Origin of the sequence: Paracoccus aestuarii, assembly GCF_028553885.1 — a bacterium.
In the GTDB taxonomy this organism is placed as follows: Bacteria; Pseudomonadota; Alphaproteobacteria; order Rhodobacterales; family Rhodobacteraceae; genus Paracoccus; species Paracoccus aestuarii.
The window spans coordinates 1,859,859-1,874,728 of sequence record NZ_CP067169.1 but is presented as its reverse complement, the minus strand read 5'-3'; the positions used below and the strand labels follow the sequence as shown (position 1 = coordinate 1,874,728).

Genomic DNA, 14,870 nt, shown 5'->3' with positions numbered 1-14,870 from the left:
TGTCCCTCCGCTTCGCGCGGATCGTGGCCGGGCGCAGGCGCGCCGTCAAGCCGTCAGACCGGATCGCCCGCGTCCAGCGTCCTGAGGAAATCCGCAGCCTCAGTTCGGATGGTCTTGCGGCGGTCCGCATCCATCCGGTCCCATGTCCCATAGATCCGGCCGATGCGGGGATTGCCCTCGAACCGCTCGCGGTGCCGGGCCAGGAAATCCCAATAGAGCAGGTTGAACGGGCAGGCGTCCTTGCCCGTCTTGGCCGAGACCTTGTAGCTGCAATGCTTGCAGTAATCCGACATCTTGTTGATGTAATTGCCGGAACTGACATAGGGCTTGCTGCCCACCACGCCGCCATCGGCGAATTGGCTCATCCCGATGACGTTCGGGGCCTCGACCCATTCATACGCGTCGACATAGACCTCCAGATACCATTCATGGACCTGATGCGGATCGCAGCCGGCCAGCAGGGCGAAATTGCCGGTGATCATCAGGCGCTGGATGTGATGGGCATAGGCATGGTCGCGCGTCTGCCCCACCGCCTGCGCCAGGCAGTTCATCCGCGTCTTCCCGCCCCAATAAAGCGGCGGCAGATCGCGGTCATGGCCCAGCACGTTGCGCGACGTGTAATCCGGCCCTTCGAGGAAATAGATCCCGCGCATGTATTCGCGCCAGCCCAGGATCTGGCGGATATAGCCCTCGGCCGAATTCAGCCGCACCTTGCCGTCGGCATAGGCGCGGGCCACGGCCTCGCAGACCTCGCGCGGGGACAGCAGGCCCGCATTGATATAGGGCGACAGGATCGAGTGGTGCAGGAACGGATCGTCCTGCAGCATCGCATCCTGATAGGGGCCGAATTCGTCCAGCGAATGGTCGATGAAATGGCGCAGCACCTTCAGCGCGCCCTTGCGGTCGGTGGCATAGGAGAACGGGCGCAGGCGGCCGAAATTGTCGGGAAAGCGCGCCTCGACCAGGTCCAGCACCTCGGCGGTCACCGCATCGGGCTCGAACCGCGGCGGGCCTTGGCGCAGGAGGTCGGCACGGGCGGGCTTGCGGTTGTCGTGGTCATAGTTCCACTGGCCGCCCTCGGGGGTGTCGCCATCCATCAGAAGGCCGGTCTTGCGGCGCATCTCGCGATAGAACCACTCCATCCGCAATTCCTTGCGGCCCTCGGCCCAGGCCGCGAATTCGGCATGGCTGGACAGGAACCGGTCGTCGGGGCGCTGATGGACGGTGATCGGCAGATAGGTCAGGATGGTGATCAGCCGCCATTCGCCCGGCTCGGTCGCGATCACCTCGGAGGCGCCGTGTTCGGCGGCCCGGCGCAGCAATTCGCCCCCGATCTTCTGGCTGTTCTCGGGGTCGTCCAGCGTGCTGTAGGCGACCGTCAGGCCCTTGCCGCGCAGCTCGGCCGCGAATTTGCGCATCGCGGCGAAGAGGAAGGCGATCTTCTGGGGATGGTGGCGGACATAGCTGGCCTCGTCCATCACCTCGGCCATGACGATGATGTCGCCGGGTTCGGCCTCGCGCAGGGCGGCGATGTCATGGGACAGCTGGTCGCCCAGGACCAGGATCAGACGCGGCATCGGCACCCCCCGAAAACGACAGGACGCGCGGGATGGCCCGCGCGTTCCGTCACTGCGACATCATTCCCATTCGATCGTGCCCGGAGGCTTGGAGGTGATGTCATAGGTGCAGCGGTTGATGCCCTTGACCTCGTTGATGATCCGCGTCGCGGTCTCGCCCAGGAAATCATGGGTGAAGGGAAAGTAATCCGCCGTCATCCCGTCGACCGAGGTCACCGCCCTGAGCGCGCAGGCGAAATCATAGGTCCGCCCGTCGCCCATCACGCCCACGGTGCGGACGGGCAGGATCGCCACGAAGGCCTGCCAGATCTCGTCGTAGAGACCATGCTTGCGGATCTGGTCGATGAAGACCGCATCGGCCTTGCGCAGGATCTCCAGCTTTTCGCGGGTGATCTCTCCGGGGCAGCGGATGGCCAGGCCCGGGCCGGGGAAGGGGTGGCGGCCGATGAAGCTTTCGGGCAGGCCCAGTTCGCGGCCCAGTTCGCGGACCTCGTCCTTGAACAGCTCGCGCAGCGGCTCCACCAGCTTCAGGCCCATCTTCTCGGGCAGGCCGCCCACGTTGTGGTGCGACTTGATCGTGACCGAGGGGCCACCCGAGAAGCTGACGCTTTCGATCACGTCGGGATAGAGCGTGCCTTGCGCCAGGAAATCCGCGCCCTCGATCTGGCTTGCGTATTTCTGGAACACGTCGACGAACAGCCGGCCGATGGTCTTGCGCTTGACCTCGGGGTCGCTGACGCCCTCCAGCGCGCCCAGGAACAGGTCGCTTTCGTTCGCGTGGATCAGCGGGATGTTGTAATTGTCGCGGAACATCTTCACGACATCCTCGCCCTCGTTCAGGCGCAGAAGGCCGTGATCGACGAAGACGCAGGTCAGCTGATCGCCGATCGCCTCGTGGATCAGCACCGCGGCGACCGAGCTGTCGACCCCGCCCGACAGGCCGCAGATGACCTTGCGGTCGCCCACCTGCTCGCGGATCTTGCGGATCGCTTCGTCTTTGTAGGAGGCCATGGTCCAGTCGCCGGTGAAGCCCGCCAGCCGGACGAAGTTCTCCAGCATGGTGCGGCCGTTCGGGGTGTGATGCACCTCCGGGTGGAACTGGACGCCGTAGAACTGGCGCGATTCGTCGGCGATCATCGCGATGGGCGCGTTGGGCGAGGTGCCGATCACCTCGAAGCCGGGGGCCAGCCGCGTGACGCGGTCGCCATGGCTCATCCAGACCTCCTCGCGGCCAGTGGCGAAGAGGCCCGCGAAGATGCCGTCGCCCTTGTGGCCGGGGGCGGGGGCGATGAAGGCGCGGCCGTATTCGGCATGGTGGCCCGCCTCGACCGCGCCGCCCAGCTGGGCCATCATGACCTGCTGGCCATAGCAGATGCCGAAGACGGGGACGCCCATCTCGAACACGGCCTGGGGCGCGCGGGGGCTGGCATCGTCCGTGACGCTGGCCGGACCGCCCGACAGGATGATGGCCTTGGGGGCCATGTCCCGCAGGATCTGGTCGGTCAGCGTGTTGAACGGGTGGATTTCGCAATAGACGTTCAGTTCCCGCAGGCGACGCGCGATCAGCTGCGTCACCTGGCTGCCGAAGTCGATGATCAGAAGGCGCTGGTGCTGGGTCATGCCCTGCGCTTTAAGCGCGGTTTCGGACCCGCGCAAGGGTTTCGCGGACCCGCGGCCCCGATCGGACGTTCCGGGGCAATCCCAGTCACGAGGTTCCGCCATGGTCCGTCCCGCCCTTGCCGCCGCCAGCCTGTTCGCCCTGACCGCCTGCCAAGGCGTCACCATCCCCGCGATGACCGCGCCCACGCCGCCGGTCGAACAGGCGCTGGCCACGGAATGCCGGGGCGACGAACAGGCCGGGATGCGCCTGTCGCAATCGGTGAACGCGGCCCGCCTGGCCGAGGGCAAGCGCGACCTGGCCACGGATGCGCGGTTGGACCGGATCGCGCTGGCCCATGCCTGCGACATGGCCCGCACGGGGCGGGCCGATGTCGCGGGGTCCAACGGATCGAACGTGGTCGATCGGGCGCGGTCCGTCGGCTATCCGACCTGCGGGGTGGTCCAGCTGGTCGGCACCGGCGCCGGCCCCGAGGCGGTGGTCGGTGCCTGGCTGGTGCCGGGGCCGCAGCGCGAACAGGTGCTGGGCCAGCTGAGCTATCAGATCGGCAGCGGCGTGGCGCGCGGTGCCGATGGCCGGTTGTGGCACAGCACCGTGCTGGGGAACAACTGCCGCTGAGCCCTATTTCTCGGGTAGCAGACCCCGCGGCGCGAAGCGCAGCACCAGGAGCAGCACCGCCCCCATCGCGATGAAGCGCATATGGGGCGAGCTGTCCAGCAGATGCGCCTTGATCGGGCCGTCCGCCATCGGGCTGGTCATGGCGGCGATCAGGGCGGGGCCCCAGACCTCGGCCTTGATCCACAGGAACCAGATCGTCACCGATCCCAGCACCGCCCCCCAGTTGTTGCCCGACCCGCCCACGATCACCATGACCCAGATCAGGAAGGTATAGCGCAAGGGGTTGTAGCTGGTCGGCGCCAGCAGCCCGTCCAGCGTCACCATCATCGCCCCCGCGACCCCGATCACGGCGGAACCTAGGATGAAGACCTGCAGGTGGCGGCGGGTGACGTCCTTGCCCATCGCCTCGGCCGCGGTCTCGTTGTCGCGGATGGCGCGCATCATGCGGCCCCAAGGCGATTTCAGCGCCAGTTCGGCCAGCAGGATGATGACCAGCAGGACCACGAGGAACAGCGACATGTAGGACAGCTTGACCCAGATCCCCGAAGCCTCGGCCGCGCCGAAGCCCCACCGGGACGCGGCCTCGACGAAGTCCAGGTTGCGCTGCAGCTCGATCTCGTAGGCGACGGGGCGGGGGATCGAGGTGATGTTCATCACCCCGCGGGCCAGCCATTCCTCGTTACGCAGCACCGCCACGATGATCTCGCCGATGCCCAGGGTGGCGATGGCCAGATAATCGGACCGCAGGCCCAGGGCGACCTTGCCGATGGCCCAGGCCGCCGCGGCGGCAAAGACGCCCCCCACGACCCAGGACAGCAGGACCGGCAGGCCCAGCCCGCCGATATTGCCCTGACGGGCGGGGTTGTTCGCCTCGATCGCGGTGACGGCGGGATCGAACAGCCAGCGATAGGCCAGGAACCCGCCGATCAGCACGGCCAGCGTTAGGATGCCGCTGCGGGTGCGGCCCCAAGCCAGCCGCGCCATGGCCAGCGTGCCCAGGCCCACCAGCAGCGCCAGCGCCAGGCGGGGGATGCCCGCCTCCCACGCACCCTCGACCGGGGGCAGGGATATCAGGACCGGGGCCAGCGCGCCCATGGCCAGAAAGCCCACGACGCCCACGTTGAAGAGGCCCGCATAACCCCATTGCATGTTCACCCCAAGCGCGGTGATGGCCGAGATCAGCCCCATGTTCAAAATCGCCAGCGAGGTGTTCCAGCTGCCCGAGAACATGGAGTTCCTGACCGTGCCCTCCAGCACGAAGAGGACCGCGAGGATCGCGAAGAAGATCGGCGCGCGCCAGCGGCTGTGGGCGGTGGCGGCTTGACGGTTCGTTGCCATGATATCCCCTCCCTCAGACCGACTTGCCGCGGAACAGGCCGGTGGGCCGGAACAGCAGGACGACGATCAGGATTACGAAGCTGACGGCGAATTTGTATTCGGTGCCCAGCAGCTGCATCAGGTTGCCCGGCCCCGGATCATACCACGGCGCGACATAGCCCACGACGCGGACCCAAGGATAGGTGACCGCGACCTCGGAAAAGGCGACCAGAAAGCCGCCCGCGATGGCGCCCATCGGATTGCCCAGGCCCCCCACGATGGCGGCGGCAAAGATCGGCAGCAGGATCTGGAAATAGTTGAAGGGCCGGAACGCCTTGTCCAGGCCATAGAGCGTGCCCGCCATCACCATCAGCCCCGCCGCGATGATCCAGGTCAGCCGCACCACGCGTTCGGGGTCGATCCCCGACAGCAGGGCCAGATCCTCGTTGTCGGAATAGGCGCGCATGGCCTTGCCCGACCGGGTGCGGTTCAGAAACCAGAACAGCGCGATCATGGTGATGAAGGCCAGGATCACGGTCAGGCCCTGCGTGGACCGCAGCGCCAGCCCCTCGGTCAGGCCGGTCATCTCGCGGAAGGTCCGCACGTCGATGATGAAGCGCGCGCCGTCGTCGAAACGCTGTTCGTTCACGCCGATCAACAGGCGGGTCAGCCCGTTCATCACGAACATCACCCCGACCGAGGCCATGACCAGGATGATCGGCGCCGCCTTCTGCCGGCGATAGAAGCGATAGACCAGCCGGTCGGTCGCCAGGACCAGCAGCGCGGTCAGCGCGATGGCCGGGACCAGCGCCAGCAGCGCGGTTGGCAGCGGCTGGATCGAGATGCCGAGCGCCTGCAACCCCCAGGTCAGCAGGATCACGATGGCCGTGCCGAAGGCCATCGTGTCGCCATGCGCAAAGTTCGAAAACCGCAGGATCCCATAGATCAGCGTGACCCCAAGCGCCCCGAGCGCCAGCTGCGCGCCATAGGCGGCGGCGGGAATGAAGACGAAGTTCAGGAAGACCACCAGGCCGTTCAGGATGTCCATGGCTCAGCCCCCCAGGAAGGTGCGGCGCACCTCGTCATTCTGCATCAGTTCCTTGCCCGTGCCGGTATGCGCGTTCGCGCCCTGCACCAGCACATAGGCCTTGTCGGCGATCATCATCGCCTGGCGCGCGTTCTGTTCGACCATCAGGACGGGCAGGCCGCCCCGCGCGATGGCGATGATGCGGTCGAACAGCTCGTCCATGACGATGGGGCTGACGCCCGCGGTGGGTTCGTCCAGCATCAGGACCTTCGGCTGCGTCATCAGCGCGCGGCCGACGGCCACCTGCTGGCGCTGGCCGCCCGACAATTCGCCCGCGGCCTGACGGCGCTTGGCGGCGACGGCGGGGAACAGCTCATAGACCTGCTCCATCGTCGCCTTGAAGTCGTCGCGGCGGATATAGGCGCCCATCTCCAGGTTCTCCTCGACCGTCATGGACGGGAAGATGTTGTTGACCTGCGGCACGAATCCCATGCCCGCCTTGACCCGGTCCTGCGGGTTCAGGGCGGTGATGTCCTGGCCGTTCAGCCGCACGCTGCCCTGACGCAGGTGCAGCATGCCGAAGATCGCCTTCATCGCCGTGGACTTGCCCGCGCCGTTCGGGCCCACGATCACGGCGATCTGGCCCTGTTCGACCGCGATGGTGCAATCATGCAGGATGTCGGGGCCGCTGCCATAGCCGCCCGTCATCGCCTCGCCGATCAGGAAGGGATCGCCCGCGCGACCCTCGCCCACGGGACCGGACCGGCGGGTGCCGTCGATGCTGCCCCGGCCGTTGGTGTTCACCACGGACCAGTCGCGATTGCCGCGATTGCCGAAGACTGCGTCCTGATCGCTCATCCGACCATGTCCTTGTTTTTCAGGCCCGTGCCCAGATAGGCCTCGATCACCGCCTCGTTCTGCATGATGTCCCGGGCGCTGCCTTGGGCCAGGACCTTGCCCTCGGCCATCACGATCACCGGGTCGCAGAGCTTGCCGATGAAGTCCATGTCATGTTCGATCACGCAGAAGGTATAGCCGCGTTCGCGGTTCAGCCGGATGATCGCGTCGGCGATGGTCATCAGCAGGGTGCGGTTCACGCCCGCGCCGACCTCGTCCAGAAAGACGATCTTGGCGTCGACCATCATCGTGCGGCCCAGCTCCAGCAGCTTCTTCTGGCCGCCGGAGAGGTTGCCGGCCTTCTCATGGGTCAGGTGACGGATGGTCAGGAAGTCCAGGACCTCGTCGGCCTTGCGACGCAGCTCGGCCTCCTCGCGCTCGATCCGGCCGCGCTGGAACCAGGTCTTCCAGATCGTCTCGCCCGATTGCGCGCCGGGGACCATCATCAGGTTCTCGCGCACCGTCATCGAGCTGAACTCATGCGCCAGCTGGAAGGTGCGCAGCAGGCCCTTGTGGAACAGTTCATGCGGGGGCAGGCCGGTGATGTCCTCGCCATCCATGAAGACGCGCCCCGATGTGGGGGGCAGCACGCCCGCGATCACGTTGAACAGCGTCGATTTCCCCGCGCCGTTCGGCCCGATCAGCCCGGTGATCGATCCGGTCTCGATCGTCAGGCTGGCGCCGTCGACGGCGCGAAAGCCGCCGAAATGTCTGTGAAGGTCCTCGACCCTGATCATCTTCTACATCCCCGACTTCACATTCTGGGTGAAGTTCCACCGTCAAGCGGTTGTTATCATTCGAATCGGCCCGGCACCACAGGGGCGCCGGGCCTGATGTCACGCGGTCGGATCAGCGATAGCCGACGACCTCGATCTTGCCATCCGTGAACTGGATCTCGCGGAAGGTGCCGGCGGATTCGCCCGGACCGACCAGCTCGACCGCGGTGGCGCCTTGGTAATCGACATCGCCGCCTTCGTTGATGATCTCCAGCGCGCGGGCCAGCTGGCCGGGCAGGATCTCCTCGCCGGGGCCGTTGGCCACGTCCATCACGTGATCCTTGTAGACCGCGGGATCGCTGCTGCCGGCCTTGGCCATCGCCAGCAGCATCAGCGCCGCCGCGTCATAGGCCTCGCCCGAGAAGGCGCCCGAGCCGTCGAAGCCCGCTTCCTCGGCCATGGACAGGAAGGTGTCGCGGCCCTCGCCCTCGCCGGCGGGGTTCTGGCCGAAGCTGCCGTCGATCTCGGTGCCGAAATTCGTCTCCAGTGCGGCGCCGACCATGCCGTCGGGGAAGACGAAGGTCTCGAAAGCGCCGGTGTCCAGCGCGGCGCGTACGACGCCCGACCCGCCTTGGTCGACATAGCCGACCACGACCAGCGCCTCGCCGCCGGCGGCGGCCAGGGCCGCGACCTCGGCGGAATAGTCGGCCTTGCCGTCGTCATGGGCGGCGTTCACCGTCACCGACCCGCCGCGTTCGCCGAAGGATGCCGCGAAGGCATCGGCCAGGCCCTTGCCATAGTCGTTATTGGTATAGGTTACGGCGACCGAATTGATGCCGCGTTCCTGCACGATCTCGGCCATGACCTCGCCCTGGCGGGCATCCGAGGGCGCGGTGCGGAAGAACAGACCGTCATCCTCGATATCGGTCAGCGCGGGCGAGGTCGCCGAGGGCGAGATCATGACGATGCCGTTGGCCTTGGCCACGTTCTCCAGCGAGGCGATGGTTTCGCCCGAACACATGCCGCCGATGATGCCGCGCACGTTTTCCGACGCGATCAGGCGTTCCACCGTCGCGGTCGCCGCGGCGGCGTCGATGCAGGTGCTGTCGCCGGTCACCGCGGTCACGGTCGAGCCGTCCAGCAGCAGGCCGGATTCGCTGATTTCGCGCATCGCCATCTCGGCACCCTGCTGCATCGCGGGGGCCATGGATTCCAGCGGCCCCGTGAAGCCGAGCGAGATGCCCAGCTTGATGTCTTCGGCGCCCGCGGCACCGGCCATCAGCGCGCCGGCGGCGGTCGCGAGAAGAAGGTTTTTCATGCTTGTCTCCCAGTTGGAACATTGTCCTGCGCGTCAGGTTAGAAGCGCCCTTTCCAAAAAGAAAGGGCGTTATCGCGCGCTTTTGCATGGCTTTTCGGCAGTTTGACGGTTGACCCAGGGTCAGCCCGTCAGGCCTGCAGGATCGGGCGATAGATCTCGGCCAGACGGGCGATGGCGTCCTTGGGCGACATCTCCTCGGACTGGCCGCTGCGACGGTTCGTCAGCTCGATCTTGTTGCTGGCCAAGCCGCGCGGGCCGACGGTGATCCGCCACGGCAGGCCGATCAGGTCCATGCCCGCGAATTTCGCCCCCGCCCGTTCGTCCCGGTCGTCATAGAGCGGGTCCAGCCCCTGGGCCTGCAGCTCGGCATAGATCGCCTCGCAGGCGGCGTCGGTGGAGTTGTCGCCCTGTTTCAGGTTGACGATGCCGACATGGAAGGGGGTCACGCCCTCGGGCCAGATGATGCCGCGCTCGTCGTGATTGGCCTCGATGATCGCGCCCAAGAGGCGGCTGACGCCGATGCCGTGGCTGCCCATATGGACGGGCACGCGCTGCCCGTCCGGGCCCACGACCGTGGCGCCCATCGGTTCGGAATATTTTGTGCCGAAATAGAAGATCTGGCCGACCTCGATGCCCCGCGCGCTGCGCCGGCGCTCCTCGGGGACCTGGGCATAGATCGCCTCGTCATGGGTCTCGTCGGTGCGGGCGTAACGGCTGGTGAATTCCTCCAGCACAGCCTGGCATTCGTCCACATTGTCGTAATCGATCGCGCGGTCGCCGAAGGTCAGGTCGGTGATCTGGCTGTCATAGAAGACCTCGGATTCGCCCGTCTCGGCCAGGACCAGGAATTCATGGGTATAGTCCCCGCCGATCGGCCCGCCATCGGCGCGCATCGGGATGGCCTGCAGGCCCATGCGTTCATAGCTGCGCAGATAGCTGACCAGATGCCGGTTATAGGCGTGCAGCGCGGCCTCCTTGGTCAGGTCGAAATTATAGCCGTCCTTCATCAGGAATTCGCGGCCCCGCATCACGCCGAAGCGGGGGCGGATCTCGTCCCGGAACTTCCACTGGATGTGATAGAGCGTCAGCGGCAGGTCCTTGTAGCTGTTCACATGGGACCGGAAGATGTCGGTGATCATCTCCTCGTTCGTGGGACCATAGAGAAGGTCGCGCTTGTGGCGGTCCTTCACGCGCAGCATCTCTTCGCCGTAATCGTCGTAGCGGCCGGATTCGCGCCACAGATCGGCCGGTTGCAGCGTGGGCATCAGCATCGGGATATGGCCGGCGCGGGCCTGTTCCTCATGCACGATCTGTTCGATGCGGCGCAGCACCTTGAAGCCCAGGGGCAGCCAGGAATAGATGCCCGCCGTCTGCTGCTTGATCATGCCCGCGCGCAGCATCAGGCGGTGGCTGACGATCTGCGCCTCCTTGGGGTCTTCCTTCAGAACGGGCAGGAAATAGCGCGACAGACGCATGGCACGGGTCCTTCGAAACGGTTCGGGGCAGCGTTACCGGATCGGCCGGGCCTTGCCAAGCATCGCGCTTGCAAGCAGACGCATGGGGCGGCACATTCGGCCGAGCGTCACGAAGGTCAGGAACAGATGCGCATCCCCGTTCGCAAGCAGGTCATGTGGTGGGGCGTCGCCGCGGCGTCATTGGCGGTGACTCTGTGGCTGTTGGGGCAGGCGGTGCTGCCCTTCATCCTGGGGGCGGGGGTCGCCTATCTGCTGGACCCGGTGGCCGACCGGCTGGAACGGGCGGGCCTGTCGCGCACCCTGGCGGTGGTGGTCATCACCTTCGCGGTGGTCATCGCCTTCGTCGTGGTGGTGCTGCTGCTGGTGCCGGTGCTGATCCGCCAGGCCTGGGCGCTGATCGAGATCGGGCCGGTGATGATCGAACAGGGCCGGGTCTTCGTCACCTCGCGCTTTCCCGATCTGCTACCGGATGCGGCGGGGCTGGAACAGACGCTGCGCGACATCCAGACCACGGTGGGCGACCAGGCGGGCCGCATCACCGGCACCATCCTGGGATCGGTGCGCGGGCTGATCGGGACGGTCGCGCTGCTGGTCATCGTGCCGGTCGTGGCCTTCTATCTGCTGCTGGACTGGGATCACATGGTCGAGGCGATCGACCGCCACCTGCCGCGCGAACACGCCCCCACCATCCGCCTGCTGGCGCGCGAGATCGACGAGGCGCTGTCGGGCTTTCTGCGCGGGCAGGCCGTGGTCATCGCGATCCTGGGGACGTGGTATGCGATCATGCTGATGCTGGTGGGGCTGCCTTTCGGGTTCTTCATCGGGATCATGGCGGCGGTTCTGTCCTTCATCCCCTATGTGGGGGTGCTGATCGGGGGGGCGACGGCCATCGGTGTGGCGCTGTTCAGCTTCTGGGGCGATCCCTTGTGGATCAGCGCGGTCGTGGCGATCTTTGCCTTGGGCCAGATCGTCGAGGGCAATTACCTGCAGCCCAAGATCGTCGGCGGCCATGTGGGCCTGCACCCGGTCTGGCTGCTGCTGGCGCTGTCGGTCTTCGGGGCGCTGTTCGGTTTCGTGGGGCTGGTCATGGCGGTGCCGATGGCCGCGGCCTTGGGGGTTCTGGCGCGGTTCCTGATCGCGCGCTATCGCGACAGCTCGTTCTATACCGGCCAGGCCATGCCCGAGGAGCCCGCCCAGCCCATCATGGTCGAGGTCGTGCCCACCGGCACCGTGGCCGACCGCCAGCGCGCCGCCCGCATGGCCGCCGACCGCGCCCGCAGCCAGCAGCACCTGGCCGAGATGCAGGAAGACATGTCGCGCCGCGACGATCAGGGCTGATCCGTGACGGACCGGCCCCCATCATCGCGCCAGCTGACGCTGGACCTGACCACGCCCCCCGCCCATGCGCGGTCCGATTTCCTGCCGGCCGAGGCCAACCGCGCCGCGCTGCAGGCGCTGGACCGGCCGCAGGACTGGCCCTCGGGGCGGATGCTGCTGATCGGTCCCGAAGGGGCGGGCAAGACCCATCTGGCGGCCTTCTGGGCGGCCGAGAACGGCGCGCGGCGCATCAGCGCGTCGGCCCTGCGCCCCGACGCGGCCGACATGCTGGCCACCGAGGGCGGCGCCGTGGTGGTCGAGGATGCCGATCACGCGGGTTTCGCCGCGGGCGCCGAACAGGCGCTGTTCCATCTGTGGAACTTGTCGGGGCCGCGCGACTGCCTGCTGCTGCTGACGGCGCGCAGGCCGCCGCGGGACTGGGGGCTGGTGCTGCCGGATCTCAGGTCGCGGATGGATGCGATGCCGCAGGTCCATCTGGGCCCGCCCGACGAATCCCTGCTGGCGGCTGTGCTGGTCAAGCTGTTCGCCGACCGCCAGCTGGCCGTGCCTGCCGGGCTGATCGACTGGCTGGCGCTGCACATGGACCGCGACCTGGGCTTGGCGCGGCGCTTGGTGGCGGCGATGGACGACGCGGCCATGTCGCAGAAGGGCCCCGTCACCCGGCGCATCGCGGCCGAGCTGCTGGACAAGCTGTCCGAGGCTGACGCATGATCCCCGACCCCAGCCCCCATATGCCCCATCCGCAAGAGCCCATGACCCAAGCCGATTTCCTGCGCACGCCCTTTCCCGAACCCAGGGACCTGCCCGGAGGCACGCCCGAAGGCCCCGCCCGCTTCTTCAACCGCGAGCTGTCCTGGCTGTCCTTCAACTGGCGCGTCCTGGACGAGGCGCGCAACCCGCGCGTGCCGCTCTTGGAACGGCTGCGCTTTGTTTCGATCAGCGCGACGAACCTGGACGAATTCTACACCGTCCGCGTCGCGGGCCTGCGCGAGCTGGTGCGCGAGGGCAACGCCACCCCGTCCGATGACGGGCTGACCCCGGCCGAGCAGCTGTCGCTGATCAACGCCGATGCGCGCCGCCTGATGGGCGCCCAGCAGCAGGTCTGGAACAGCCTGCGCCGCGACATGGAACGCGAGGGCATCGTGATCCTGTCCCGCCAGCGCCTGACCGGGGCCGAGGAACAGTTCCTGCACGACTATTTCGAGAACCGGGTCTTTCCGGTCCTGTCGCCGCTGGCCATCGACCCGGCGCATCCCTTTCCCTTCATCCCCAATGCGGGCTTCTCGCTGGCGCTGGAGCTGGCGCGCGAGACGGATGGCCGCCAGATGCAGGCCCTGCTGCCCATCCCCGCCCAGCTGCCGCGCTTCGTGGGCCTGCCGGGGGGCGAGCGGTTCCTGAAGCTGGAGGACCTGCTGCTGATGCATCTCTCCAGCCTGTTTCCGGGCTATCGCGATGCGGGCCATTGCAGCTTTCGCGTGCTGCGCGACAGCGATCTGGAGGTCGAGGAGGAGGCCGAGGACCTGGTCCGCGAATTCGAGACCGCGCTGAAGCGCCGCCGCCGCGGCAGCGTCATCCGGCTGAAGATCACCGCCGGTGCCCCGGACCGCATCCGCCGCCTGATCATGGAGGAGCTGGAGGTCAGCCCCGACGAGGTGATCGAGGTCGGCGGCCTTCTGGGCATGGCCGATCTGCGCGAACTGGTGCTGGACAGCCGCCGCGACCTGATGTGGCCGTCCTTCACGCCGCGCGTGCCCGAACGGGTCCAGGACCATGACGGCGACATGTTCGCGGCCATCCGGCAAAAGGACATGCTGCTGCACCACCCCTACGAGACCTTCGACATGGTGGTGCGCTTTCTGGCCCAGGCCGCGCGCGATCCCGACGTGCTGGCGATCAAGCAGACGCTTTATCGCACCTCGCGCGACAGCCCGATCGTCGATGCGCTCTGCGAGGCGGCCGAGGCGGGGAAATCCGTGACCGCGCTGGTGGAGCTGAAGGCGCGCTTCGACGAGGCCGCGAATATCCGCCAGTCGCGCCGGCTGGAACGGTCGGGGGCGCATGTCGTCTATGGCTTCGTCAACTACAAGACCCATGCCAAGATCAGCACCGTCGTGCGGCGCGAGGGCGAGGGGCTGGTGACCTATACCCATTACGGCACCGGCAACTATCACCCGATCACGGCGCGGATCTATACGGACATGTCGCTGTTCACCTGCGACCCGGCGCTTGGGCGGGATGCGACCAAGGTCTTCAACTATCTGTCCGGCTATGTCCAGCCGGCGGGGCTGGAGAACCTGTCGATCTCGCCCAATCAGATGAAGGACCGGCTGATCGACCTGATCGGGCGCGAGGCGGAATATGCCCGCCAAGGCCGCCCCGCCGCCATCTGGGCCAAGATGAACGCGCTGATCGAACGCGACGTGATCGAGGCGCTCTATGCCGCCAGCGCGGCGGGGGTCCGGATCAGCCTGGTCGTGCGCGGCATCTGCGGCATCCGCCCCGGCATCCGCGGGCTGTCGGACAACATCCGGGTGAAATCCATCGTCGGGCGCTATCTGGAACACAGCCGCATCGTCTGCTTCGGGTCGGGCCACGGCCTGCCATCGGCCAAGGCGCGGGTCTTCATCAGCTCGGCCGACTGGATGGACCGCAACCTGAACCGCCGGGTGGAAACCCTGGTCGAATGCGTCAACGACACCGTCAAGGCGCAGATCGTCAACCAGGTCATGGCCGCCAACATGGCCGACGAGGCGCAGAGCTGGCTGTTGCAGCCGGATGGCCGTTTCCTGCGTTACCTTCCCGAAGGCCGGGACGACCTGTTCAATTGTCATCGCTTTTTTATGGAAAACCCGTCTCTTTCCGGTCGCGGCACGGCCGGGGCGCGCGACGTTCCGGCACTGACGCATTCGACCGATTGACCCGGGGCCGGACCGGCCTGCATATCGACCCGAAGACAACGGACAGGACCT

General features: G+C 66.9%; 12 protein-coding genes. 4 read left to right on the top strand and 8 right to left on the bottom strand.

Annotation, left to right across the window (positions count from 1 at the left end; all coding sequences use genetic code 11):
* Positions 1–53: 53 nt before the first annotated feature.
* Positions 54–1,577 carry a cryptochrome/photolyase family protein gene (locus JHW48_RS09540; protein WP_119885921.1) on the bottom strand — a complete coding sequence of 508 codons (1,524 nt, stop codon included), beginning with the start codon at positions 1,575–1,577 and terminating at the stop codon, positions 54–56.
* 60 nt (positions 1,578–1,637) lie between these two features.
* Positions 1,638–3,197: a glutamine-hydrolyzing GMP synthase gene (guaA, locus tag JHW48_RS09535; RefSeq protein WP_119885920.1), complete on the bottom strand. Its 1,560-nt coding sequence runs from the start codon at positions 3,195–3,197 to the stop codon at positions 1,638–1,640.
* A gap of 100 nt (positions 3,198–3,297) precedes the next feature.
* On the opposite strand from guaA, the gene JHW48_RS09530 reads away from it, so the two are divergent.
* Complete coding sequence (locus JHW48_RS09530; RefSeq protein ID WP_170152272.1) at positions 3,298–3,813, top strand: CAP domain-containing protein; 516 nt, start codon at positions 3,298–3,300, stop codon at positions 3,811–3,813.
* A 3-nt stretch (positions 3,814–3,816) separates the two neighbouring features.
* Here the strand turns inward: JHW48_RS09530 and JHW48_RS09525 are convergent, their stop codons facing one another.
* The 6 genes from JHW48_RS09525 to proS all read right to left on the bottom strand — a co-directional run bounded on the left by JHW48_RS09525 (position 3,817) and on the right by proS (position 10,563).
* Positions 3,817–5,151, bottom strand: coding sequence for a branched-chain amino acid ABC transporter permease (locus JHW48_RS09525; RefSeq protein ID WP_119885919.1), 1,335 nt, complete (start codon positions 5,149–5,151; stop codon positions 3,817–3,819).
* A 13-nt stretch (positions 5,152–5,164) separates the two neighbouring features.
* Positions 5,165–6,178: a branched-chain amino acid ABC transporter permease gene (locus JHW48_RS09520; protein ID WP_119885918.1), complete on the bottom strand. Its 1,014-nt coding sequence runs from the start codon at positions 6,176–6,178 to the stop codon at positions 5,165–5,167.
* Between the two features lie 3 nt (positions 6,179–6,181).
* Complete coding sequence (locus tag JHW48_RS09515; RefSeq protein ID WP_119885917.1) at positions 6,182–7,015, bottom strand: ABC transporter ATP-binding protein; 834 nt, start codon at positions 7,013–7,015, stop codon at positions 6,182–6,184.
* Positions 7,012–7,791, bottom strand: a complete 780-nt coding sequence (locus JHW48_RS09510) for an ABC transporter ATP-binding protein (protein ID WP_119885916.1) — start codon at positions 7,789–7,791, stop codon at positions 7,012–7,014. Before JHW48_RS09510 ends, JHW48_RS09515 begins: the two co-directional genes overlap by 4 nt.
* Positions 7,792–7,903: 112 nt before the next feature.
* A complete protein-coding gene (locus JHW48_RS09505; protein ID WP_119885915.1) occupies positions 7,904–9,088 on the bottom strand; it encodes an ABC transporter substrate-binding protein in 1,185 nt (394 codons plus the stop codon).
* 128 nt (positions 9,089–9,216) lie between these two features.
* Positions 9,217–10,563, bottom strand: a complete 1,347-nt coding sequence (proS, locus tag JHW48_RS09500) for a proline--tRNA ligase (RefSeq protein ID WP_119885914.1) — start codon at positions 10,561–10,563, stop codon at positions 9,217–9,219.
* 126 nt (positions 10,564–10,689) lie between these two features.
* Here proS and JHW48_RS09495 point away from each other — a divergent pair, with 126 nt between their 5' ends.
* From JHW48_RS09495 to JHW48_RS09485, 3 genes are read left to right on the top strand one after another with little or no spacing between them, the layout of a single operon-like run.
* Positions 10,690–11,901 carry an AI-2E family transporter gene (locus JHW48_RS09495; RefSeq protein ID WP_119885913.1) on the top strand — a complete coding sequence of 404 codons (1,212 nt, stop codon included), beginning with the start codon at positions 10,690–10,692 and terminating at the stop codon, positions 11,899–11,901.
* Between the two features lie 3 nt (positions 11,902–11,904).
* Positions 11,905–12,612 carry a P-loop NTPase family protein gene (locus JHW48_RS09490; RefSeq protein WP_119885912.1) on the top strand — a complete coding sequence of 236 codons (708 nt, stop codon included), beginning with the start codon at positions 11,905–11,907 and terminating at the stop codon, positions 12,610–12,612.
* Positions 12,613–12,653: 41 nt separating this feature from the next.
* The gene (locus JHW48_RS09485) at positions 12,654–14,819 is read left to right on the top strand and encodes an RNA degradosome polyphosphate kinase (protein ID WP_119887567.1); all 2,166 of its coding nucleotides are present in this window, start codon (positions 12,654–12,656) and stop codon (positions 14,817–14,819) included.
* Positions 14,820–14,870 lie beyond the last annotated feature (51 nt).